Consider the following 23,740-nt stretch of genomic DNA (forward strand, 5'->3'; position numbering starts at 1 on the left):
ACTTTTGGAAGAGAAAAAGCGAAAAGCGGCCATTGAAGCTATCCTTTTTACAATGGGGGACGCGGTGGAGCTGAACCGGATTGCCGAGGCCATCGGGGAGGATCCGGAGACCACGCTGGAGACCATCCGGAAAATGATGAAGGATTATCAGAAGAAGGAGAGAGGTATCCAGATCATCGAGCTGGATCATTCCTTTCAGCTCTGTACGAAAAAAGAATACTATGACGATCTCATCCGGATCGCGAAGCATCCGAAGAAACCGGCGCTTTCCGACGTGGCCATGGAGACGCTTTCCATCGTGGCCTACAAACAGCCGGTGACAAAGATCGAGATTGAGAAGATCCGCGGAGTCAAGTGCGACCACGCGATCAATAAGCTCATTGAGTACAATCTGATCCGGGAACTTGGGCGGCTGGACGCTCCGGGGCGGCCCATTCTTTTTGGTACCACGGAGGAATTCCTGCGGAATTTCGGCGTGCAATCCCTGGAGGAGCTGCCGGCCATCAACCCGGTTCAGGTGGAGGACTTCAAGGCGGAGGCCGAGGAAGAGGTGGAACTTCGCCTCAACGTGTGAGCATACCGCTGCTTTTTCGGGCATATAGTTTTGAAAGAAGCTGCCGAAGGAGCTGTGTCGATGAAAAAAATAAAAAAATATCTGCTGTTCTGGCTTTTGTTTCTCGTGATTCTGCCCTGCTTTGTGCGGGCAGAGGAAATGGAGGAGCCGGGAACGCTTTATGCCCGGTCTGCGGTCCTGATGGATGCGGATTCCGGGCGTATTCTTTTTGACAAAAACGGGGAGGAAAAACTGGCCAATGCGAGCACCACGAAGATCCTCACCTGCATCCTGGCCCTGGAAAAAGGCGAGCCGGAACAGGAAGTTGTTTTTTCGGAGGAGGCGGTAAAACAGCCGGAGGTCCATCTGGGGGCGGCAGAAGGCGAGAATTTTCATCTGGGGGATCTCCTCTATTCCCTGATGCTGGAGAGCCACAACGATACGGCGGTGGCCGTGGCAGAGGCGATTTCCGGGAGCACGGCGGCCTTTGCGAAGGCGATGAACGAAAAGGCGAAGGAGATCGGCTGCAGGGAGACGCATTTTGTCTCGCCGAACGGTCTTGACTGGGAGGATGCGGAGGGAGCCCACGAGACCACAGCTGCCGATCTGGCACGGATTCTCCGCTACTGTATTCAGGAATCCCCGAAACGGGAAGAGTTCCTGAAGATTACGCGGACGGGGGAGAAGACCTTTTTCAACCTTGCCGGGAACAGGAGTTATTCCTGCGTCAACCACAATGCCTTTCTTTCCATGATGGATGGGGCCCTGACGGGAAAAACAGGCTTTACGGGGAAGGCCGGCTACTGTTATGTGGGGGCGCTGAAAGATGGAGAACGTACTTTCGTCATTGCCCTTCTGGCCTGCGGCTGGCCGAACAATAAGACTTATAAATGGAGCGATGCCAGGGCACTGTTTTCCTATGGCTTGTCTGCCTATCAGTACGATACGCTGACGTTTCCGGAGAATTTCGGTGAGGTAGCGGTGGAGGAGGGAATCCTGCCGGGCCAGGGGATCGATGAGACGGCAGAGGTGCCCCTTCTTTTATCCGGGGAAAAGAGCCTCCAGCTTCTGCTTTCCGGGAAAGATGAAGTGAAACTACAGGTGACTCTGCCCAGGAGTCTTGCAGCTCCGGTGGCTGCCGGCGAGGAGGAAGGAAAGGCAGTTCTCTTACTGAATGGGGAAGAGATCGCCGTCTGTCCGATAACAGCGGGCAAAACCGTTAAAAAAAAGGATTTTTCCTGGTGCTTCTTGAAAATTTTTGAACAATATCTGGAATTATAAACAGATAGGCCGGAAGGTATAATAATAAGAAGAGATAAAAATATGACAAAAGGCTTGCTATTTTGTCCGAAACAGGCTAAAATTATAATCGGCTGAAAATTTAATTTCAACAGTTTTCATAGTAAATCTTTTACAAATGGAGGGCTAAGAATGAGTAACACATCACAAAGCTTGGCAAGCACACGTATCAACGCTCTGCTTGATGAGAACAGTTTTGTTGAAATCGGTGGATACGTTACAGCCAGATCAACAGATTTCAACATGCATGAAAAAGAGACCCCAGGAGATGGCGTTGTTACCGGATATGGTGTCATCGACGGAAATCTGGTTTACGTTTACAGCCAGGACGCATCCGTTTTAGGCGGTACCATCGGTGAAATGCACGCAAAGAAGATCACTGCCCTGTATGATATGGCAATGAAAATGGGAGCTCCGGTTATCGGTCTGATCGACTGCGCCGGTATCCGTCTTCAGGAAGCTACCGATGCGCTGAACGCTTTCGGTGAGATCTACCTGAAACAGACCCTTGCCTCTGGTGTAATTCCGCAGATCACAGCTGTATTCGGCACCTGCGGCGGCGGACTGGCACTGGTTCCGGCACTGACCGACTTCACTTTCATGGAGTCCAAGAAAGCAAAACTTTTCGTAAACTCCCCCAACGCACTGGATGGCAACCACGAGTCCAAATGTGACACCGCTTCCGCTAAATTCCAGAGTGAGGACGCAGGACTTGTAGACTTCACCGGCAGCGAGGATGAGATCTACGCTGGTATCCGTGAGCTGGTATCCATGCTTCCGTCCAACAACGAGGATGACATGTCCTACGAGGAATGCACCGACGATCTGAACCGTGCTTCCGAGACTCTTGAGAATGCAGTTGGAGATCCCGCTGTGATCTGTTCCGAGATCGGCGACGACCATGTATTCGTAGAGACCAAGGCTGCTTACGCCAAAGAGATGGCAACCGGTTTCATCCGTCTGAACGGCATGACGGTCGGCGTAGTTGGAAACCGTACCGAGAGCTACGACGAGGATGGCAATGTGGCTGAGAAATACGCAGATGTCCTGACCGCAAGAGGAGCAAGAAAGGCTGCAAAATTCGTGAAATTCTGTGACGCTTTCGAGATCCCGGTTCTGACTCTGACCAATCTCACCGGTTTCAAGGCAGATCTGCATTCCGAGAGATGCATCGCCAACGCAGCAGCAGAGCTTACCTATGCTTTCGCTGACGCTACTGTTGCCAAGGTAAACGTGATCACCGGCAAAGCATTCGGAAGCGTTTACACCATCATGAACAGCAAAGCTCTGGGCGCAGATATGACCTATGCCTGGGAGAATGCAGAGATCGGTATGATGGATGCAAGATCCGCAGCCAAGATCATGTATGACGGCGAGGATGCAGCTGTAATCAACGAGAAGGCAGCTGAGTACGCAGCACTTCAGTCCAGTGCTCTTTCCGCAGCAAAGAGAGGCTATGTTGATACGATCATCGACGCGAAGGATACCAGAAAGTATCTGATCGGAGCCTTTGAAATGTTATTCACAAAGAGAGAAGACCGCCCCGGCAAGAAACACGGCACGGTTTAAGAGAGGTGGATAATATGAAGGAAAAAATGAAAAAAAGCTTACTGAGCCTTGCACTGGTTGTGTGCATGGTATGCCTGTCCTGCGTGACTGTTTTTGCCGCAAAGGATAAAGTGCTGACCGAGGATCAGGTGGCTTCCTACAAATCTGGCGCTGTAAAAGTGATTGAACAGATTGCGGGACTTTCCGATGAAGAGATTCAGAACTATCTGGATCAGGATGATGATTTTGTTACAGCAGCCCTGACTTCCTGGGACAATGCCAAGGATGAGCTGGGTGCCTATGTGGAAGTCGGCGATCAGACTGTTACCACCGATGGAAATAATGTAATCATCAATTCCGATGTCACCTACGAGAACAAGACAGCAGATGTGGAGCTGATTGTCAACTCCAAGACCAACACATCCGAGAGTATGGCTTTCAACATCAACTACACCATGGGTGAGAAGATGGAGCAGGCCGGTCTGAATACTCTGATGGGTCTTGGTATCGTATTCCTGATGCTGATCTTCTTAAGCTTCCTGATCAGCCAGTTCAAGCATATCAGCAAGCTGACAGAGAAAAACAAGCCCGCAGCTCCGGCAGCACTTGCTCCCGCTCCTGCACCCGCAGTTGTCGAGGAGGAGCCGGAAGAAGAGCTTGCCGATGACGGAGAACTGGTGGCAGTTATCGCAGCAGCCATCGCCGCATACGAGGGAAGCACCAGCACCGACGGTTTTGTTGTCCGCTCGATCAAGAGATCAAAAACCAATAAGTGGAAAAGAGCATAAGCAATAGGAGGAAGAATTCAAATGAAAACTTATACAATCACCGTTAATGGAACCGCATATGACGTAACCGTTGAAGAGGGTAACGGAACCGCTGCTCCGGCAGCCGCTCCGAAAGCAGCACCGAAGGCTGCTCCCAAGGCTGCTCCGAAAGCAGCACCGAAGGCTTCCGCAGGAGCAGGTTCTGTAAAAGTAACCGCTTCTGTTCCGGGTAAAGTCGTAAAGATCGAAGCATCTGTCGGACAGGCTGTAAAAGCCGGTGACAGCATCGTGATCGTAGAGGCAATGAAAATGGAGATCCCGGTTGTCGCTCCGCAGGACGGCACCGTAGCAAGCATTGAAGTAGCAGCAGGCGACGCAGTAGAGAACGGCAGCACCCTGGCAACACTGAACTAATCAAATTGGAGGTAGAAACATGTCATATGTAGCTGATACATTGTCGAATCTGATCCATCAGACGGCATTTTTTAACCTGACATGGGGTAACTACCTGATGATACTGGTTGCGTGCGTTTTCCTGTATCTGGCAATCCGCAAGGGCTTTGAGCCCCTTTTGCTGGTACCCATCGCATTTGGTATGCTTCTGGTAAATATTTATCCTGACATCATGTACAGTGCGGAAGAAGCTTCAAACGGAGCGCCGGGCCTTTTCCATGTATTCTATATCCTGGATGAGTGGAGTATCCTGCCGTCCCTGATCTTCATGGGCGTAGGAGCGATGACAGACTTCGGTCCCCTGATCGCAAACCCGAAGAGTTTCCTTCTGGGAGCAGCAGCACAGCTCGGTATTTACGTTGCTTATTTCCTGGCAATCTTCCTGGGCTTCAATGGAGCAGCAGCAGCAGCCATCTCCATCATCGGTGGTGCTGACGGCCCGACCTCCATTTTCCTGGCAGGTAAACTGGGACAGACCGCTCTGATGGGACCCATCGCTGTGGCCGCTTATTCCTATATGTCCCTGGTGCCGATCATCCAGCCGCCTATCATGAAAGCTCTGACCACCGAGAAAGAGCGGAAGATCAAGATGGAGCAGCTCCGTCCGGTATCCAAACTGGAGAAGATCCTCTTCCCGGTTGTGATCACCATCGTTGTCTGCCTGATCCTTCCGACCACCGCTCCCCTGGTTGGTATGCTGATGCTTGGTAACCTGTTCCGTGAGTCCGGCGTTGTAAAACAGCTGACCGAGACCGCTTCCAACGCTCTGATGTATATCGTCGTTATCCTGCTGGGTACTTCCGTAGGAGCATCCACCAGCGCAGAGGCTTTCCTGAACCTGGATACCCTGAAGATCGTTGTCCTTGGTCTGGTTGCCTTCGCTTTCGGTACCGCAGGCGGTGTTCTTCTCGGAAAGGTTATGTGCAAGCTGACCCATGGAAAGATCAATCCGCTGATCGGTTCTGCCGGCGTATCTGCCGTTCCCATGGCAGCACGAGTATCTCAGAAAGTAGGTGCGGAGGCTGATCCGACCAACTTCCTTCTGATGCATGCAATGGGGCCCAACGTAGCAGGTGTTATCGGTACTGCTGTAGCAGCAGGTACCTTCATGGCTATCTTTGGAGTATAATAATAAAACACTGATGCTGTCCGGGAGACGTAAAAATCCGGACAGCTGCAATAAATGGAGGTTTAGTAATGTCTGAAATCGAAAAAAAACCGATTAAAATTACTGAGACCATTCTGCGTGATGCCCATCAGTCTCTGATCGCCACCAGAATGACCACAGAGCAGATGCTTCCCATCGTAGAAACAATGGATAAAGTAGGCTACCATTCCGTAGAGTGCTGGGGCGGCGCTACTTTTGATGCATCTCTTCGTTTCCTTCACGAAGATCCATGGGAGAGACTTCGTAAATTCCGTGATGGCTTCAAACACACCAAACTGCAGATGCTGTTCCGTGGACAGAACATTCTGGGTTATCGTCCCTACGCAGATGATGTGGTAGAGTATTTTGTACAGAAATCCATCGCAAACGGTATTGATATCATCCGTATCTTTGACTGTCTGAACGATCTCCGTAACCTGGAGACTGCAGTAAAGGCTGCCAACAAAGAGAACGGACATGCACAGGTAGCCCTGTCCTATACCCTGGGTGATGCTTACACTTTGGACTACTGGACCAAGACAGCAAAAGAGATCGAGGAGATGGGTGCAAACTCCATCTGTATCAAGGATATGGCAGGCCTGCTCCTTCCGTATACCGCAACCGATCTTGTGAAAGCACTGAAAGAGACCGTTAAGATCCCGATCCAGTTGCATTCTCACTATACTTCCGGTGTTGCTTCCATGACTTACATGAAAGCCGTAGAGGCTGGTGTTGATGTGATCGATACCGCTATTTCCCCGTTTGCACTGGGTACTTCCCAGCCTGCAACCGAGGTTATGGTTGAGACCTTCAAGGGTACTCCCTATGATTCCGGTCTGGACCAGAAGCTTCTGGCTGAGATCGCTGACTACTTCCGTCCGATCCGTGACGAGGCTCTGGACAGCGGCCTTCTGAATCCGAAGAACCTGGGCGTAAACATCAAGACTCTGCTGTATCAGGTACCGGGCGGAATGCTTTCCAACCTGACCAGTCAGCTGAAAGAGCAGCACGCAGAGGACAAGTTCTACGATGTGCTTGAGGAAGTTCCGAGAGTAAGAAAAGACCTCGGTGAGCCGCCTCTGGTTACTCCGTCCTCTCAGATCGTTGGTACACAGGCTGTATTCAATGTCATCATGGGCGAGCGTTACAAGATGGTTACCAAGGAGACAAAGGATGTTCTCTGTGGTAAGTACGGAAAGACCGTAAAACCCTTCAACAAAGAAGTACAGAAGAAGTGCATCGGCGATGCAGAAGTTATCACCTGCCGTCCGGCAGACCTTCTGAAACCGGAACTCGAGACTCTGGAAAAAGAGATGGCTCAGTACAAAGAGCAGCCGGAGGACGTTCTGTCCTACGCTCTGTTCCCGCAGGTAGCTACTGACTTCTTCAAATACAGAGAAGCTCAGCAGACCAAAGTGGATCCGACCAAGGCAGACACCAAGGATAAGGCTTATCCCGTATAATAAAAATGACTGATGAAAGACCAGTTGTAGGAAACTGCAGCTGGTCTTTTTTTCTGCCAATCTGGTGTTTACAAGAGAGCGGGATTTTGTTATCATAGAGGTATCGATTCGGGAAACAGGAAAAGGAGGTGAGCTCCATGTCAATGACAGGAAAGAGAAGAAAGGCCACAGCTTTGCTGGTCGTCTTTTTTGTACTGTTTTCGGCCCTTTATCTCAGTATGGGAATGGAAAATGGCGGGACGGAGAGCGGGAGCGCCGCCTCTGTCGTTACATGGAGGAGCGAACGGTTTTCTGTGACGGAGCAGGTAAATGTGGAGGAACTCTCCGGAGTCCGTTCGCTGATGCTCCGGCTGTTTCCCGGAATGAGACGCCATGCGGAGGAGAAGGAGAGCGGAACGCTTACCTTTACGCTGGAGTTTTTGTGTGTGCTCTATTTTCTCCTGAGGCTTCGTTTTATCCGCATGACAGGGGAGCAGGCGGAGGCCTGTATTTCCCTGAAAGAGGCAGTGATCCGCTATATACACAGGCAGGACGGACAGAAGGATAAATCCGGTCATAAAACAGAAAAGAACCAATTGTTTTATGAAAAAATGACCGGAGGTTATACATATGGGAATAAACATTTTTGCAGGAGTTCTGATCGTGATCGTTGTTGTGGCAACCGCATATGCTGTCTGGCATGAGCTTCACTGACAAAAGAAAAAGAGTGGAAAGATGAGGAAAAAGTGACATGAGTACATTTCAGGAACTGCTGGAAAAAATGGGGCTGAAAGGGCATAAGGAGAATACGGAAGCCCTGGGCTTTTCCGAACGCATGAAAAAGATGTTCCATATGAAGGAAAAATTCGCGGAGATACCCGAAAAAGAGGTGCTGACGGAGATCCTTCAGTCGGATATGGAGAACATCAGAGGGACGATGGAAAGCCTGGATAAGGATACCTTTTCTATGGCGGCGGAGCTGATCCAGAATGCGAAAAAAATCTACATCGTAGGAATCCGAAGCTGCGAGCCCCTGGCAGATTTCCTGGGCTTTTACCTCAATATGTTATTTGATGAGGTCCATGTGGTACGGACCAACAGTGCCAGCGAAATTTTTGAGCAGCTGATGCGGATCGGGGCAGGCGATGTTCTGATCGGCATCAGCTTTCCGAAATATTCCATGCGGACCGTGAAGGCCATGGAGCTGGCCAACAGCCGGAGCGCCGGGGTGATTTCCATTACAGACAGCATTCATTCGCCGCTGAATCTCTATTCTTCCTGCAATCTCATTGCAAGAAGCGAGATGGCGTCAGTGGTGGACTCCCTGACGGCTCCGTTGAGCGTGATCAATGCGCTGATCGTGGCTCTCTGCCTCAAAAATCAGGATTCCTTAAAGCAGTCCATTGAGACTCTGGATCAGCTTTATGACGATTATCAGATTTACGGCAGAGACGAGATGGACCTTTCCGGCGGAGAGATCGAGATCTTCCACCAGGGAAGCAGGGTATGAGAAGGAGAAAAAGATGAAAAAAGTTCTGGTTATCGGCGGCGGAGCTGCCGGAATGTTTGCGGCGATCTCAGCGGCGGAGGAAGGCCACGAGGTCCATCTGTTTGAAAAAAATGAAAAATGCGGAAAAAAGCTGTACATCACAGGAAAGGGCCGTTGCAATCTCACGAATGCGTGCGAGATGGAGGAACTTTTCAACAACGTCTGCAGCAACAGCAAATTTCTCTACAGTTCGTTCTATGGCTTCACCAATCAGGATGCGATTGCCTTCTTCGAGGAGAACGGCACGAAGACCAAGGTGGAGCGGGGGGAGAGAGTCTTTCCTCTGTCCGATCATTCTTCTGACGTGATCGGAGCACTCACGAGAAAGATGCGTGCGCTGGGCGTTCAGGTACATTTAAATATAGAAGTAAAAGAAATTCTCACGGAAGAAAATAAGGTGACAGGCCTTCTTTTTTCGGACGGAACGAAGGAAATGGGAGATGTGGTGATTTTGGCTACCGGCGGTCTTTCCTATGCCAGCACGGGCTCCACGGGCGACGGCTACCGCTTTGCAGAAAAGCTGGGCCATAAGATCACGGAGCTTTCCCCTGCTCTGGTTCCGATGAATGTGAAAGAGGAGGACTGTAAGCGGCTCCAGGGCCTGTCGCTCAAAAATGTCCGCGTTTCCTTTTCTGCCGGAAAGAAATGTTTTTATGAGGATTTTGGCGAGATGATGTTCACCCATTTCGGCGTGACAGGACCGCTGATCCTGAGCGCCAGCAGCCAGATCCCGAAGAAATTCCGAGGGCAGGAGCTGACTCTTTCCATCGATCTCAAGCCGGCCCTTACGCCGGAACAGCTGGACGACCGGCTCTTAAGAGATTTTTCCAGGGAGAAAAATAAACAGTTCAAAAACGTTTTGGGAGGCCTTTTCCCGTCGAAACTCATCCCGATTATGGTGGAAAGATCAGGAATTGAGCCTGAAAAACAGGTAAATGCCATAGAAAAGGCAGAAAGATTGCAATTTGTAGAAAAAATTAAAAATTTTAGGTTGACCGTAACCGGACTCAGAGATTATAATGAAGCTATTATTACCAGAGGCGGAATCTGTGTGAAGGAGGTCAATCCTTCGACCATGGAATCCAAGCTGGTATCCGGACTGTTTTTCGCAGGTGAGGTCTTGGATCTGGATGCTCTTACCGGAGGCTTTAATCTTCAGATTGCCTGGTCCACCGCCTATGCAGCCGGAAAAGGAGTTTAGGAGGTTATCAATGGGATTCAACATTGCGATTGACGGACCGGCCGGCGCTGGCAAAAGCACCATTGCACGCCGGACGGCCCAGGAGCTCTCCTTTATCTATGTAGATACAGGAGCTCTTTACCGTGCCTTGGCAGTCTTTCTTGTGGATGAGGGGATCTCTCCGGAGGACACAGAGAAAGTGGGAGAGGCCGTAAAGAGTGTAAAGGTATCAATTGCCTACGAAAACGGAGAGCAGCAAGTACTGGTAAATGGTAAAAATGTGACAAGTCGTCTCCGGGCAGAGGCTGTCGGCAACATGGCGTCCAGGGTTTCGGCCATACCGGCGGTTCGGGCAGCTCTTCTGGATCTTCAGAGAGATCTGGCGAAGGCCCATGACGTCCTGATGGACGGAAGAGACATCGGCACCAACGTTCTGCCTGAAGCTGAGCTGAAGATTTATCTCACGGCCAGCGTGGAGACCAGAGCAGAGCGCCGCTATAAGGAATTACAGGAGAAGGGCGAGAAGAAAGATTTCTCTGCGATCAAGGAAGAGATCGAAAAGAGGGATTACCAGGATATGACCCGTGCTATCGCTCCTTTAAAACAGGCGGAGGATGCCGTTTACCTGGATACATCCCATATGAATATTGATGAGGTGGTCGAGGCCATCAAGAAACTGTATCGGGAGCGTAAGGAAGCATGAAAGTGATCCGCGCGAAGACCGCAGGCTTTTGCTTTGGCGTGAAGCGGGCCGTAAATACGGTTTATGAAGAGGTGGAGAAGGGCGTTGGCCCCATTTACACCTACGGACCCATCATTCACAACGAAGAGGTGGTCCATGATCTGGAGAAAAAAGGCGTCTCTGTCCTCAATTCTCCGGAAGAACTTGAGACAGTCACGAAAGGGACCGTGATCATCCGATCCCACGGCGTGTCCCGGGACATTTATGAGATCATTGAGAAAAACGGACTTCATCTGGTGGATGCCACCTGTCCCTTTGTCCTGAAAATCCATAATATCGTCCAAAAAGAGAGCGAAGCAGGAAAAAATATCATCATCATCGGAAACGGCAACCATCCGGAAGTGGAAGGAATCAAAGGCTGGTGCTCCACCGAAGCTTTTGTGCTGGAATCAGAAAAAGAAGCTGAGAATTTTTCCTACAATGGAGAAAAAAAGCTTTGTGTCGTGTCTCAGACGACATTTAATTACAAGAAATTTAATAATTTAGTTGAAATTCTTGAAAAAAAGGGTTATGATATACATGTTTTAAATACGATCTGCAATGCGACCGAGGAGCGCCAGACAGAAGCCCGTCGGATTGCAAAAGAGGTGGATGCAATGATTGTCATTGGCGGCAGGCAGAGCAGCAACACCCAGAAGTTATTTGAAATATGCAAACAAGAATGTGAAAATACTTACTATATACAGACACTAGATGATTTGGATGTGCATTCACTACAATCCGTTAGTTGCGTAGGTATTACCGCAGGGGCATCAACCCCAAATAATATTATTGAGGAGGTTCAAAACAATGTCTGAAATGAGCTTTGAACAAATGCTGGATGAGTCTTTCAAAACAATTCATAATGGAGAGGTAGTCGAAGGTACCGTAATCGATGTCAAAGATGACGAGATTATTCTGAATATTGGTTACAAAGCTGATGGTATCATCACCAAGAGTGAGTATACCAATGATTCCAGCATCGATTTAAAAGAAGCTGTTCATGTTGGCGACACCATGGAAGCTAAAGTCCTGAAGGTAAATGACGGTGAGGGACAGGTCCTTCTCACTTACAAACGTCTGGCAGCTGAGAAGGGCAACAAACGTCTTGAGGAAGCTTTCGAGAATCACGAAGTTCTTACCGCTCCGGTAGCACAGGTTCTTGACGGCGGCTTAAGCGTAGTCGTAGATGAGGCAAGAGTCTTCATCCCGGCAAGCCTGGTATCCGATACTTATGAGAAAAACCTTCAGAAATATGCTGGTCAGGAGATCGAGTTCGTTATCAGCGAGTTCAATCCGAGAAGAAGAAGAATCATCGGTGACCGCAAGCAGCTTCTGGTTGCTAAAAAAGCCGAGATGCAGAAAGCTCTCTTCGAGAGAATCCATGTTGGCGATGTAGTTGAGGGAACTATTAAGAATGTAACCGATTTCGGTGCATTCATCGATCTGGGCGGAGCTGACGGACTGCTTCATATCTCTGAGATGTCCTGGGGCCGCGTAGAGAACCCGAAGAAGACCTTCAAAGTTGGCGAGAAACTGAAAGTCCTGATTAAAGACATCAGCGGCGACAAGATCGCTCTGAGCCTGAAATTTGCTGATCAGAACCCGTGGCTGACCGCTGCTGAGAAATACGCAGCAGGCAACGTTGTAACCGGTCGTGTTGCAAGAATGACTGACTTCGGTGCATTCGTTGAGCTGGAGCCGGGCGTAGACGCTCTGCTTCATGTATCTCAGATCTCTCAGGAGCATGTAGAGAAACCCTCCGATGTTCTGAGTGTAGGTCAGGAGATCACTGCAAAAGTCGTTGATTTCAATGGCGAAGACAAGAAGATCAGCCTGAGCATGAAGGCTCTTCAGTCCAAAGCACCGGCAGAGGATGCTGAGGAAGAGTAAAGAAAATCGAGAGGACATTTTCAAAAGTCCGACAAGCTGAGCAAAGACAAAGAAAGCGGATGCATTTTAGCATCCGCTTTTTTGTAAACAGAGATGAGAGATTTCGAAGCTGTTCCAGTACAGTGAAAATTAAGTATCTGCTATATTGACTTGTCTGCAAATCCGATTGCACAGTTGAAAAAGCCTCAGCGTAGCCCGCTACGCCTGCGTTTTTTCAACAGCACACTCGAATCTGCATCCTGCGTGAATGGTTCAGTTATTTTCGAAACGTTATACTAGGGAATGAAAGACGCAGTCATGAAGCAGCTGCGGCTGCTGGAGCAGTCTGTCATCCATGAGAAGATAGCAGGTTTTATCTTTTCGGTCCCGATAGAAGGCCGGATGGAACCAGGGGGAACTCTGGGGAAGAAAGATTCCTGCTTTTTTTGTATAACAGGTGTTTTTTGTGGCCTTTTTCCGGTAGGACGGATCCACGGAGTCCGCTATGCTTTTGTGGATAACCATATCTTCTTCCGGAAGATAGTAATAATTCTGGTAATCCGGATAGAAATATTTGAGGGTATCCCGGATTCCGTACATCAGAAAGCCGAATTCCTTTTCCTCACAGGAGAGATAGCCTGTGGGAAGATGGAGGGAGAAAGGCTTTGGAACGGGTTTCAGAAGCTCTGCCTGGATGGAGAGGGCGGGTTCTTCGGAGTCGCCGCCCTTGAGGGAAGCACTGGTAACGCTGAAACCGCCCTCCAGAAGGGCGAGATAGGAAAAGAGTGGGAGAAGACCGGGAAGCTGGAGCAGGTCGTTGATGAAAATGCCGGTCCGTTCCAGCCCGAGGAAGTTTTCCAGGGAGCGCTGGTCCAGATGCGGAAAGCCGAGAAGCTTCTTTAAGGGAGCGAAAGCCCGGTAGAGATCCACACTTTCCATCTGGGAAAGGTCCAGAGGAAGATTTAGGGCGCTGCAGCGTTTGGTGAGAACAGGGAGGTCGAAGCTGTTTCCATTATAATGGATGAGACAGGAAAAGCACGGAAGAAGAGAGAGCACTTCCTGAAGCATGGTTTTTTCTTCCTCGGGCTCTTCGGGCAGCCACTGGCGGACCTGCCAGGTGCTATTTTCCAGAAAGATCAGGCCCAGATAGAGGATGTGGCTGTTTTTCCGGCCGTAGGCTTTGGTTTCAAGATCCAGAAAGGCGATCTTTTCCGGCGGGTATGGGATTTCATCCAGGAGCGCGATGGCTCTTGGAAAAGTAAAATTCTGAAGGATCATAGAAAACTCCTTTGTAATACATGTTTGGCGGGCAAGTGGCCCTACCTGTAAGTATACCATAAATTCTGTGTAGCGGTTTGAAAGATTCTTCGTAACTGTTCAATATTTTCGGCGAGGGGATTTTTGCGTGCAACTCTCGGGATTTTGGCATATTCATGCCAAAACACCTCGCGGGATAGTGGCTACTGAAAGGTTACGATTATCGCACATTTTAAAAAAGAATAAAAGGAGGAGGGAAAAAGAATGTTTGGACATACCTTCAAAGGGGGCATTCACCCCTATGATGGCAAAGAACTGTCAAAGGACAAGGCCATCAGCAGCATCCTTCCCAAAGGAGACCTGGTCTATCCCTTGTCCCAGCACATCGGAGCGCCGGCGGTGCCCATTGTGGAAAAAGGCGAGCATGTGCTGGTGGGCCAGAAGATTGCGGAGGCCGGGGGTTTTGTCTCTGCGCCCATTCATGCGTCAGTATCAGGAACCGTGAAAGGCGTTGAGAAGCATCTCACAGTCACTGGAAATCTGGCAGACTGTATTGTCATCGAAAATGACGGCAAATATGAGGAGATCGTCTGGCCGGAGCGGAAACCGCTGGAACAGATGACGCCGAAAGAGATTCTGGAGATCGTAAAAGAAGCCGGTATTGTGGGAATGGGCGGCGCAGGTTTCCCCACCCATGTGAAGCTTTCACCGAAGGAACCGGAGAAGATTGACTATGTCATCGCCAACTGCGCGGAATGTGAACCCTATCTGACTTCCGATTATCGAAGGATGATCGAAAATCCCGAGCTTCTGGTGGGCGGCATGAAAGTTTTGCTTCAGATTTTCCCACAGGCTAAAGGCGTGATCGCCGTGGAGGACAACAAGAAAGATGCCATCGAGTATCTGGAAGAGGCGGCCAAAGATTCAAACATTCAGGTGGTTCCGCTGAAAACAAAGTATCCTCAGGGAGCAGAACGGATGCTGATCTATGCTGTGACCGGAAGAAAACTCAATTCCTCCATGCTTCCCGCGGACTTAGGATGTGTGGTGGATAACTGCGATACCGTGGTTTCTCTTTACCGGGCGGTGGTTCAGGGGCGGCCTCTGATGCACCGGATTGTGACGGTGACGGGGGATGCGGTCCAGAATCCAAGAAACTTTTCCGTCTGTACGGGAACCTGCTACCGCGAACTTCTGGAGGCGGCCGGCGGTTTTACCACGGAGCCGGAGAAGATCATTTCCGGCGGCCCGATGATGGGCTTTGGACTCTACAGTCTGGACGTGCCGGTGACGAAAACCTCCTCTGCCCTTCTCTGTATGACGAAGGATGAGGTTTCCCGCTATGAGGAGACGGCCTGCATCAACTGCGGCCGCTGTGTGGAGGCCTGTCCGGAGCAGCTGGTTCCCTCGAGGCTTGCGGATGCTTCCGTTCATCACCGGGAAGAGTGGTTCGAGCAGCATAACGGTCTCGAGTGCTGCGAGTGCGGCTGCTGCAGCTACGTCTGTCCGGCGAGAAGACCGCTGACCCAGTACATCAAATCCATGCGAAAAATCGTTCTCGGAAAGAAGAAAAAGAAATAGGAGGAAGAAAAATGAGTGAGTTATTAAAAGTGTCCTCCAATCCCCATGTGCGTGCGAGGATGAAAACAGACAACATCATGCTCCTGGTGCTGAGTGCCCTTCTGCCCTCTGCCTTTTTCGGAGTCGTGAATTTTGGCCTCCGTTCACTGGCAGTTCTGGCAGTTTCTGTGGTGTCGGCGGTCCTGACGGAGTATCTTTATGAGAAACTGATGCACAAAAAAATCACCATCGGCGATTTCAGCGCAGCGGTGACGGGTCTTCTTCTGGGACTGAACCTGCCCTCGACGGTGCCCCTCTGGCTGCCGGTCATCGGAAATGTGTTTGCGATCCTTTTTGTCAAACAGCTTTTCGGCGGCCTGGGGCAGAACTTTATGAACCCGGCTCTGGCAGGAAGATGCTTTCTTCTGATTTCCTTTGCGGGAAGAATGACGGATTTCACCTGGGATGGAGTTTCAAGCGCCACCCCTCTGGCAGCTTTGAAGGCAGGAGAATCTGTACAGGTTCTGGATATGTTTCTTGGAAAGACGGCGGGAACCATCGGCGAGACTTCTGTGATCGCTATTCTTATCGGAGCCATTGTGCTTCTCTGGTTTGAGGTCATCGACCTTCGGATTCCGGGTTCCTACATCCTGTCCTTTGCCGTCTGTACCCTGCTTTTTGGCGGTCACGGCCTGGACTTTGGCTTTCTTCTCGCAGAGCTCTGCGGAGGTGGCCTGATGCTCGGAGCCTTCTTTATGGCGACGGATTATGTGACTTCTCCGATTACAAAAAGCGGACAGATCGTTTACGGCATCGCCCTTGGCATTCTGACGGCCATTTTCCGGTATCTCGGAAGCGCGGCGGAGGGCGTTTCCTATGCGATTATCATCGGAAACCTTCTGGTGCCTGTCATTGAGAAAGTGACGGAGCCCACCGCTTTCGGAAGAGAGCCATTCTGGAAAAGGGGGAAAAAGGCATGAAGGAGATCATAAAAAACGCACTGATCCTTATGGCGATCACGCTGACGGCTGGCTTGGCTCTCGGCGCTGTCCATGAGATTACGAAGGAACCGATCGAGGCCCAGGAGAAAAAGACGAAGGAAGAAGCCTGCAAGGCCGTTTTTCCCGAGGCGGAAAGCTTTGAGGCCTGGACGGATTTTGATGCGGAGGCAGCTTTGGAGCTTCTCGCGTCCGCCGGTTTTTCTGCGGACAAGGTAGACGAGGTGTCCCTGGCAGAGGATGAAAAAGGCGAGGTACTTGGCGCTGTTCTGAATCTTACCAGCACGGAAGGCTACGGCGGAAATATCTCTTTTTCCATGGGAATCTTAAAGGACGGTACCGTGAACGGAATCAAGATCCTTTCCATTAGCGAGACTGCCGGTCTCGGCATGCGGGCCACGGAGGAGAGCTTCTACGGCCAGTTTGCCGGACGAAAGGTGGAGAATTTTTCCTACACAAAGACGGGAGCGACGGCTGATGACGAGATCGATGCCATCAGCGGGGCGACCATTACGACCCGGGCCATGACAAACGGCGTCAATGCGGGGCTCGCTTATTTCAGCGAGGGTCTTGTGAAAGGAGGCGTGATCCATGAATAAAGCAGCAGAACGGCTGTATAACGGCCTTGTAAAAGAAAATCCCACCTTTGTGCTGATGCTGGGCATGTGTCCCACTCTGGCGGTGACGACGCTTGCTGTGAACGGTATCGGCATGGGCCTCACCACAACGGTGATTCTGGCCCTTTCCAACGTGATGATCTCAGCCCTTCGGAAAGTGATTCCCGACGGCGTCCGGATGCCGGCCTACATCGTGATTGTGGCCTCCTTCGTGACGATCGTTCAGTTTCTTCTCCAGGCGTATCTGCCGAACCTTTACGATTCTCTCGGTATCTATATCCCGCTGATCGTCGTAAACTGCATCATCCTGGGCAGAGCAGAGGCCTACGCTTCGAAAAATCCTGTAATTCCCTCCTTTTTTGATGGACTGGGCATGGGACTTGGCTTTACCGTGGGTCTCACTGCTATCGGTATCGTTCGGGAGCTCATCGGTTCCGGTAAGATTTTTGGCTTTCAGGTGATGCCCTCCGCCTACGAGCCGGTCACGATCTTTATCCTGGCTCCCGGCGCTTTTCTGGTGCTCACCCTTCTGGTGGCCCTTCAGAACCGGGTAAAACGTTCCCTTGAGAAAAAAGGCATCGAGACGAAGATCGGAAGCGGCTGCACCGGCGAATGTGCTTCCTGTCAGGAAAGCTGTAAAGGAGGGAAAAACGCATGAAAGAACTGTTTATGATCGGCGTGGGAGCCGCCTTTATCAACAACGTAGTGCTGAGTCAGTTCCTCGGAATCTGCGCCTTCTTAGGCGTGTCGAAAAAGACAGGCACGGCCGCAGGAATGGGAGCGGCAGTCGTCTTTGTCATCACTCTTTCTTCCTTAATTACGGGAGTTCTTTACCGTTTTATTCTGGTGCCGTTGAACGTGGAGTATCTCCAGACGATTGTTTTTATCCTGATTATTGCGGCTCTGGTCCAGTTCGTGGAGATGGCGCTGAAAAAATACAGCCATGCTCTCTATGAAGCCCTGGGCGTCTACCTGCCCCTGATCACCACCAACTGTGCCGTTCTCGGCGTGGCTCTGATCAACGTTCAGAGAAATTACAGCATTCTCGAAGGCGTGGTTTACGGCTTTGCCACGGCGGCCGGTTTCTTCATTGCCATCGTGCTCATGGCTGGTATCCGGGAAAAAATCGAGGACAACGATATTCCGGAGTCCTTCAAGGGTACGCCCATCGTGCTTCTGACAGCCTGCCTGATGGCCATTGCATTTTTCGGCTTTTCAGGGCTTAAATAGGAAGGGGGAGAAGAAATGTCTGGAATTATCATTGCAACGACTCTGGTAGGAGGAACGGGACTTCTTCTCGGCCTGTTTCTCGGGTTTTCCGACCGGTTTTTCCATGTGGAAGTGGATGAGAAAAAGGCGGCAGTGCGGGAAGCTCTGCCGGGAAATAACTGCGGCGGCTGCGGTTTCGCGGGCTGTGACGCCTGTGCTGGTGCTATCGCTTCCGGGGAAGCTCCGGTAAATGCCTGCCCGGTCGGCGGAGATGCCGCCGCGGCAAAGATCGCGGAGATTCTGGGAAAAGAGGTGGAAAAGACAAAGCGGATGACGGCTTTCGTCCGTTGTGCAGGTACCTGCGGGAAGTCAAAACAAAATTACGATTACTGCGGAGTCAAAGACTGCGAGATGCTGGCCTTTGTTCCGTCCGGCGGCCCGAAGGCCTGTCACGGTGGCTGCTTAGGCTTTGGAAACTGCATGAAAGCTTGTGCTTTCGGGGCCATTCAGGTCATCGACGGCGTGGCAGTGGTAGATCGGGAGAAATGTCGGGGCTGCGGCCAGTGTGCTCTTCACTGTCCGAAGCATCTCATCGAGATGATTTCCTATGAGCAGAAAACAGCCGTCGTCTGTTCCTCAAGGGAAAAAGGAAAAGCCGTCATGGCAGCCTGCGAGGCCGGCTGTATCGGCTGTAAGAAATGCGAGCGGACCTGCCCGCAGAGTGCGATCCGGGTGGAAGAGAGCCTGGCGCACATCGATCCGGAGAAATGTACGGGCTGCGGAGCCTGCATCGAGGCCTGTCCGCGGAATATCATTCACCGGATCTGAAATATTTCAATTTTATAACACAATAGAAGGATGACAGAATTATCATGAGTACAAGAATCAGACAAAAGAACAGGTGGGAAAGTTACAAAGCAATTCTCGCCCTGGCTATTCCAATCATCATTCAGAACCTTTTCAGTGCCGCCGTAAGCTCGGCAGACGTCATCATGCTGAACTCGGTGGGCCAGTCCGCCGTGTCCGCCTCTTCCCTGGCGGTTCAGTACACCAACGTGCTCTATATGATCTTTTACGGTCTGGGCACAGGCTCCACCATGCTCTGCGCTCAGTACTGGGGAAAGAAAGACCTTCGGGCCATCGCGAAAGTGGAGGGTATCGCCCTTCGCTTTGCTCTGGGCTTTTCCATTCTCTTTGCGGTACCTGCGGCGGCTATACCGGAGACCATGATGAGGCTTTTTACTGAGGATCAGGAGCTGATCTGCCTGGGAGGACAGTACCTTCGGATCATCAGTATCAGTTACCTGTGCTGGGGTGTCTCTGAGATCTACCTTTCCGTCCTGAGAAGTATTGAGCGCGTGCGGATCAGTATGCTTCTGAACGTGACGGCACTGCTTTTGAATATCATTCTGAATGCCGTTTTCGTTTTCGGCCTTTTTGGCGCTCCGAAAATGGGCATCAGAGGAGTGGCTCTTGCAACCTCCACCTCCCGTGCAGTGCAGCTGATTGCCAGCCTGGTGGTTTCCGCTTTTTCCAAGGATGTGAAGCTTCAGTTCCGACTGATGTTTGAGAAGAGCGGCGTTCTTTTGAAGGATTTTGTGCGGCTCTCTCTGCCGGCCCTGGGAAATGACGTGATCTGGAGCGTGGCTTTTTCCATGTATTCCGTCATCATGGGCCATATGGGAAGCGACGTGGTGGCTGCCAACTCCCTGGTTGTGGTTGTGCGTAACTTCAGTACGGTATTCTGCTTTGCCATCGCCAGCGCAGGCGGCATCTACATCGGTAAGAGAATCGGCGCCAACGAGATCGAGGAGGCCAAGGAAGATGCCAGAAAGACGCTGAAGCTGACGGTGTTCACCGGAATCATCGGCGGTGTGATCATCCTCATCGTATCGCCCTTTGTGATCCATTTTGCCACCTTCAACGAGACGGCTATGGGTTATCTGAAAATCATGCTTCTCATCAATGTGTACTACATCATGGGCGGAGCTGTGAATACGACGCTGATCGCCGGAGTTTTCCGGGCGGGCGGCGACAGCCGGTTCGGTTTTATCTGCGACATCATCGATATGTGGGTTTACGCCGTGCCTCTGGGCTTCTTCGCGGCTTTCGTGCTGAAGCTTCCGCCCATGGTTGTTTATTTCCTGCTCTGCACCGATGAGTTTGTGAAATGGCCCTGGGTTATCAAGCATTACCGCAGTATGAAGTGGCTGAAAAATATTACGAGGGACGAGATCTGACACGAGGAGAGACTAAAAATGAAAAAGACAGACATCAAGAGCCCCCTGCTTTTATTCCTGGCGGCTTTTATCTGGGGCGTGGCTTTTGTGGCCCAGAGTAAGGCTAAGGATTATTCTGTGGAGCCGTTTACTTTTAATGCGGTACGAAATGTCATCGGAGGCCTGACTTTACTGCCTTGCATTTTTTTCCTGGGCAAGAGAGAACCGAAAGAGAAGAAAATAGAGGATAACCCGAAGACTCTGCTCATTGGCGGAATCCTCTGCGGAACTGTTCTCTGTATCGCCAGCAACCTCCAGCAGATCGGAATCAACTATACCACCGTCGGAAAGGCCGGTTTTATCACGGCCATGTACATTGTGCTGGTGCCAATCCTGGGAATTTTCCTGAAAAGAAGAGCGGGCATAAAGGTCTGGATCAGCGTGTTTCTGGCGGTGGCTGGTCTTTATCTTCTCTGCATGACGGAGAAGCTTTCCCTGGGAAAAGGAGATGCCCTGGTGCTTCTCTGCGCGCTGGTATTTGCCATCCACATTCTGGTCATCGATCATTTTTCGCCGAAGGTGGACGGGGTAAAGCTTTCCTGCATCCAGTTTCTGGTCTGCGGCGTGTTGTCCGCCATTCCCATGTTTCTCTTTGAGAAGCCGGAGCTGGGGGCGATCTGTTCTGCCTGGCTGCCCATTCTCTACGCGGGCATTTTTTCCAGCGGAGTCGGGTATACCCTGCAGGTCATCGGCCAGAAGAATATGGACCCCACGGTGGCTTCTCTGATTCTGAGTCTGGAATCTGTGATTTCCGTGCTGGCGGGCTGGGTGCTCTTAAAGCAGCAGCTCTCCGGACGGGAACTTTTGGGCTGCGTGGTCATGTTTGCGGCCATCATTCTGGCCCAGCTGCCGGATAAGAACTGAGAAGGAAGACTGTCTCCTGGCCGGGGGCAGTCTTTTTCTGACAAATTTACGAAAAAAGCAGTGAAAAAAGTTGAAAAATATACTGGATTTTTTCTACGATTTATGAGAAAATACAATCAGGTATGGCGTGGGTTCATCTGACCCGGCATACATAGAACAGGCAGCAGGGCGGATCGCCTGCAGCTGAAACCACTGCTCAAGGTTTTGCTGTCGCTGCTGGTAAAGTATTTAACTTGAAAGGAGTCTTATAATGATTTATTCACAGGAAGTAGAACAGATGTGTACAGTTGCACAGGGTGTTAATCACGGCGCAGCTCCCATCCCCGAAGAAGCAAAATGGGTAAAAGCCAAAGATGTCAAAGACATTTCCGGTCTGACTCACGGTGTCGGCTGGTGTGCTCCGCAGCAGGGTGCATGCAAATTGACTCTGAACGTTAAAGAGGGCATCATCCAGGAGGCTCTGGTTGAGACTATCGGATGTTCCGGTATGACCCATTCCGCAGCAATGGCTGCTGAGGTTCTTCCGGGAAGAACCGTCATGGAGGCGCTGAACACCGACCTTGTATGTGACGCTATCAATACTGCTATGAGAGAGCTCTTCCTGCAGATCGTTTACGGACGTACCCAGAGTGCATTCTCCGAAGAAGGACTTCCGGTTGGAGCAGGTCTTGAGGACCTTGGTAAAGGACTTCGTTCTCAGGTTGGTACCATGTACGGTACTCTGAAAAAAGGCCCGCGTTATCTGGAGATGGCAGAGGGTTATGTTACCGGAATCGGCCTGGACGAAGAGGGCTGCATCATCGGTTACCAGTTTGTAAACCTCGGCAAAATGACCGACTTCATCAAAAAGGGCGATGACCCCAACACTGCTTACGAGAAAGCAAAAGGTCAGTATGGCCGTATCGCAGATGCTGTTAAAATCATTGACCCGAGAAAAGAGTAATCGAGGAGGAATATAGATCATGGCTTTATTTGAATCATATGAAAGACGTATTGATAAAATCAACGCTGTCCTGAACAGCTACGGCATCTCTTCTATCGAAGAGGCTGAGAAGATCACCAAAGATGCCGGTCTGAACGTTTACGATCAGATCAAAGGCATTCAGCCGATCTGCTTTGAGAATGCATGCTGGGCATATATCGTAGGCGCAGCGATCGCTATCAAAAAGAACTGCCGCAAGGCTTCCGAGGCTGCAGCAGCTATCGGAGAGGGCCTTCAGGCTTTCTGTATCCCGGGTTCCGTTGCTGACCAGCGTAAAGTAGGTCTTGGACATGGTAACCTTGGTAAAATGCTTCTGGAGGAGGATACCGAGTGCTTCGCATTCCTGGCAGGCCACGAGTCCTTTGCAGCAGCAGAGGGCGCTATCGGTATCGCTACCAAAGCTAACCGTGTACGTCAGAAACCGCTCCGCGTTATCCTGAACGGTCTTGGAAAAGATGCTGCTCAGATCATCGCCCGTATCAACGGTTTCACCTATGTTGAGACTGAGTACGATTACTACACCGGCGAGCTGAAAGAGGTATTCCGCAAGGCTTACTCTGATGGTCCCCGTGCAAAAGTAAACTGCTACGGCGCTAACGACGTTCGTGAGGGCGTTGCTATCATGTGGAAAGAGAACGTTGACGTTTCCATCACCGGAAACTCCACCAACCCGACCCGTTTCCAGCATCCGGTAGCAGGTACCTACAAGAAAGAGCGTATCGAAGCTGGTAAGAAATACTTCTCCGTTGCTTCCGGTGGTGGTACAGGACGTACCCTGCATCCGGATAACATGGCAGCAGGCCCGGCTTCCTATGGTATGACCGATACTCTTGGCCGTATGCACTCCGATGCACAGTTCGCAGGTTCCTCCTCCGTTCCGGCTCACGTTGAGATGATGGGTCTGATCGGTGCTGGTAACAACCCGATGGTTGGTATGACCGTTGCAGTTGCTGTATCCATCGAAGAGGCAGCTTCTCAGGGAAAATTCTAATCTGAACTGACAATTAAGATAAAAAAAGTACCGTGGTTTAATCGCCACGGTACTTTTTTTGTGCAAACATTTATGCAATTTTATAAACAGCAAAAATATACGATAAGAATTTTAATGTAATTAGTAGAATTGCAAATGTATATATGATATACTATAAAAGCTGCCGAACCTCCAGCAGAAAGGAGGTGATGATAAATGGTAGAAATTATTGTTGCTTTCGTAGTTTCTGTCCTGGCAGGTATAGTCAGCTATTATATCTGCAAATGGCTGGACAGAAAGAAAAGGCAGTAGCCTGAAGGTCTAAGCCGCCTTACATAAAAGAGCATAGAAAACCCCAAGAGTCTCGCACACTCCTGGGGTTTTCGTTTTTCTCCAGCATTATTGTCGCATTCGTTACAATTTCAGTATAGTAGATTTTTTTATGTTTGTCAATGACATTTTGAAAAAAGTAA

At 50.5% G+C, this 23,740-nt stretch carries 24 protein-coding genes; 23 read left to right on the forward strand and 1 reads right to left on the reverse strand.

The annotated features are described in order from the left end of the window. Positions 1-4 precede the first annotated feature (4 nt). The 13 genes from scpB to rpsA all read left to right on the forward strand — a co-directional run bounded on the left by scpB (position 5) and on the right by rpsA (position 12,552). Positions 5-574 carry an SMC-Scp complex subunit ScpB gene (gene scpB, locus LKD71_RS01285; RefSeq protein WP_227614047.1) on the forward strand — a complete coding sequence of 190 codons (570 nt, stop codon included), beginning with the start codon at positions 5-7 and terminating at the stop codon, positions 572-574. 60 nt (positions 575-634) lie between these two features. Continuing rightward, on the forward strand, positions 635-1,834 hold the full coding sequence (locus LKD71_RS01290) for a D-alanyl-D-alanine carboxypeptidase family protein (RefSeq protein ID WP_227614048.1): 1,200 nt from the start codon (positions 635-637) through the stop codon (positions 1,832-1,834). A gap of 150 nt (positions 1,835-1,984) precedes the next feature. Continuing rightward, positions 1,985-3,421: an acyl-CoA carboxylase subunit beta gene (locus LKD71_RS01295; protein WP_178045188.1), complete on the forward strand. Its 1,437-nt coding sequence runs from the start codon at positions 1,985-1,987 to the stop codon at positions 3,419-3,421. Positions 3,422-3,447: 26 nt separating this feature from the next. Continuing rightward, positions 3,448-4,188 (forward strand): OadG family transporter subunit, encoded by a 741-nt coding sequence (locus LKD71_RS01300; RefSeq protein ID WP_227614049.1) that lies wholly within the window; start codon positions 3,448-3,450, stop codon positions 4,186-4,188. Positions 4,189-4,209: 21 nt separating this feature from the next. Further along, positions 4,210-4,581 carry a biotin/lipoyl-containing protein gene (locus LKD71_RS01305; RefSeq protein WP_117765882.1) on the forward strand — a complete coding sequence of 124 codons (372 nt, stop codon included), beginning with the start codon at positions 4,210-4,212 and terminating at the stop codon, positions 4,579-4,581. A 19-nt stretch (positions 4,582-4,600) separates the two neighbouring features. Next, positions 4,601-5,749: a sodium ion-translocating decarboxylase subunit beta gene (locus LKD71_RS01310; protein WP_227614050.1), complete on the forward strand. Its 1,149-nt coding sequence runs from the start codon at positions 4,601-4,603 to the stop codon at positions 5,747-5,749. Positions 5,750-5,817: 68 nt separating this feature from the next. Next, complete coding sequence (locus tag LKD71_RS01315; RefSeq protein WP_227614051.1) at positions 5,818-7,230, forward strand: oxaloacetate decarboxylase subunit alpha; 1,413 nt, start codon at positions 5,818-5,820, stop codon at positions 7,228-7,230. A gap of 137 nt (positions 7,231-7,367) precedes the next feature. Continuing rightward, on the forward strand, positions 7,368-7,913 hold the full coding sequence (locus LKD71_RS01320; RefSeq protein WP_227614052.1) for a hypothetical protein: 546 nt from the start codon (positions 7,368-7,370) through the stop codon (positions 7,911-7,913). A 47-nt stretch (positions 7,914-7,960) separates the two neighbouring features. Then, the gene (locus tag LKD71_RS01325; RefSeq protein WP_227614053.1) at positions 7,961-8,719 is read left to right on the forward strand and encodes a MurR/RpiR family transcriptional regulator; all 759 of its coding nucleotides are present in this window, start codon (positions 7,961-7,963) and stop codon (positions 8,717-8,719) included. 13 nt (positions 8,720-8,732) lie between these two features. Further along, the gene (locus LKD71_RS01330) at positions 8,733-9,959 is read left to right on the forward strand and encodes a BaiN/RdsA family NAD(P)/FAD-dependent oxidoreductase (protein ID WP_227614054.1); all 1,227 of its coding nucleotides are present in this window, start codon (positions 8,733-8,735) and stop codon (positions 9,957-9,959) included. Positions 9,960-9,969: 10 nt separating this feature from the next. Then, a complete protein-coding gene (gene cmk, locus LKD71_RS01335) occupies positions 9,970-10,641 on the forward strand; it encodes a (d)CMP kinase (RefSeq protein WP_227614055.1) in 672 nt (223 codons plus the stop codon). Next, entirely contained in the window at positions 10,638-11,477 is an 840-nt protein-coding gene (gene ispH, locus LKD71_RS01340) for a 4-hydroxy-3-methylbut-2-enyl diphosphate reductase (protein WP_227614056.1), read from the forward strand. The genes cmk and ispH overlap by 4 nt, the downstream gene beginning before the upstream one ends. Next, entirely contained in the window at positions 11,470-12,552 is a 1,083-nt protein-coding gene (gene rpsA / locus LKD71_RS01345) for a 30S ribosomal protein S1 (protein WP_227614057.1), read from the forward strand. The genes ispH and rpsA overlap by 8 nt, the downstream gene beginning before the upstream one ends. Before the next feature lie 270 nt (positions 12,553-12,822). On the opposite strand, the gene LKD71_RS01350 is transcribed toward rpsA, so the two are convergent. Next, on the reverse strand, positions 12,823-13,809 hold the full coding sequence (locus tag LKD71_RS01350) for a ribonuclease H-like domain-containing protein (protein ID WP_227614058.1): 987 nt from the start codon (positions 13,807-13,809) through the stop codon (positions 12,823-12,825). Positions 13,810-14,052: 243 nt separating this feature from the next. Here LKD71_RS01350 and rsxC point away from each other — a divergent pair, with 243 nt between their 5' ends. The 10 genes from rsxC (at position 14,053) to LKD71_RS01400 (ending at position 23,288) form a co-directional block, all read left to right on the forward strand. Then, complete coding sequence (gene rsxC / locus LKD71_RS01355; protein WP_227614059.1) at positions 14,053-15,369, forward strand: electron transport complex subunit RsxC; 1,317 nt, start codon at positions 14,053-14,055, stop codon at positions 15,367-15,369. Positions 15,370-15,380: 11 nt separating this feature from the next. Beyond that, a complete protein-coding gene (locus tag LKD71_RS01360) occupies positions 15,381-16,328 on the forward strand; it encodes an RnfABCDGE type electron transport complex subunit D (protein WP_227614060.1) in 948 nt (315 codons plus the stop codon). After that, positions 16,325-16,945, forward strand: coding sequence for an RnfABCDGE type electron transport complex subunit G (locus tag LKD71_RS01365; protein ID WP_227614061.1), 621 nt, complete (start codon positions 16,325-16,327; stop codon positions 16,943-16,945). Before LKD71_RS01360 ends, LKD71_RS01365 begins: the two co-directional genes overlap by 4 nt. Continuing rightward, positions 16,938-17,621 (forward strand): electron transport complex subunit RsxE, encoded by a 684-nt coding sequence (rsxE, locus tag LKD71_RS01370; protein WP_178045489.1) that lies wholly within the window; start codon positions 16,938-16,940, stop codon positions 17,619-17,621. The genes LKD71_RS01365 and rsxE overlap by 8 nt, the downstream gene beginning before the upstream one ends. Continuing rightward, the gene (locus LKD71_RS01375) at positions 17,618-18,193 is read left to right on the forward strand and encodes an electron transport complex protein RnfA (protein WP_178045490.1); all 576 of its coding nucleotides are present in this window, start codon (positions 17,618-17,620) and stop codon (positions 18,191-18,193) included. The genes rsxE and LKD71_RS01375 overlap by 4 nt, the downstream gene beginning before the upstream one ends. A gap of 15 nt (positions 18,194-18,208) precedes the next feature. Continuing rightward, on the forward strand, positions 18,209-19,000 hold the full coding sequence (locus LKD71_RS01380) for an RnfABCDGE type electron transport complex subunit B (RefSeq protein ID WP_227614062.1): 792 nt from the start codon (positions 18,209-18,211) through the stop codon (positions 18,998-19,000). Positions 19,001-19,044: 44 nt separating this feature from the next. Continuing rightward, positions 19,045-20,412: an MATE family efflux transporter gene (locus LKD71_RS01385; RefSeq protein WP_227614063.1), complete on the forward strand. Its 1,368-nt coding sequence runs from the start codon at positions 19,045-19,047 to the stop codon at positions 20,410-20,412. Positions 20,413-20,430: 18 nt separating this feature from the next. After that, on the forward strand, positions 20,431-21,315 hold the full coding sequence (locus LKD71_RS01390) for a DMT family transporter (protein ID WP_227614064.1): 885 nt from the start codon (positions 20,431-20,433) through the stop codon (positions 21,313-21,315). A gap of 250 nt (positions 21,316-21,565) precedes the next feature. After that, positions 21,566-22,258 carry an iron-sulfur cluster assembly scaffold protein gene (locus tag LKD71_RS01395; protein WP_178047104.1) on the forward strand — a complete coding sequence of 231 codons (693 nt, stop codon included), beginning with the start codon at positions 21,566-21,568 and terminating at the stop codon, positions 22,256-22,258. A gap of 19 nt (positions 22,259-22,277) precedes the next feature. Further along, entirely contained in the window at positions 22,278-23,288 is a 1,011-nt protein-coding gene (locus LKD71_RS01400; protein ID WP_117765848.1) for a GGGtGRT protein, read from the forward strand. Positions 23,289-23,740 lie beyond the last annotated feature (452 nt).

The organism is Fusicatenibacter faecihominis (assembly GCF_020686945.1).
In the GTDB taxonomy this organism is placed as follows: Bacteria; Bacillota; Clostridia; order Lachnospirales; family Lachnospiraceae; genus Limivivens; species Limivivens faecihominis.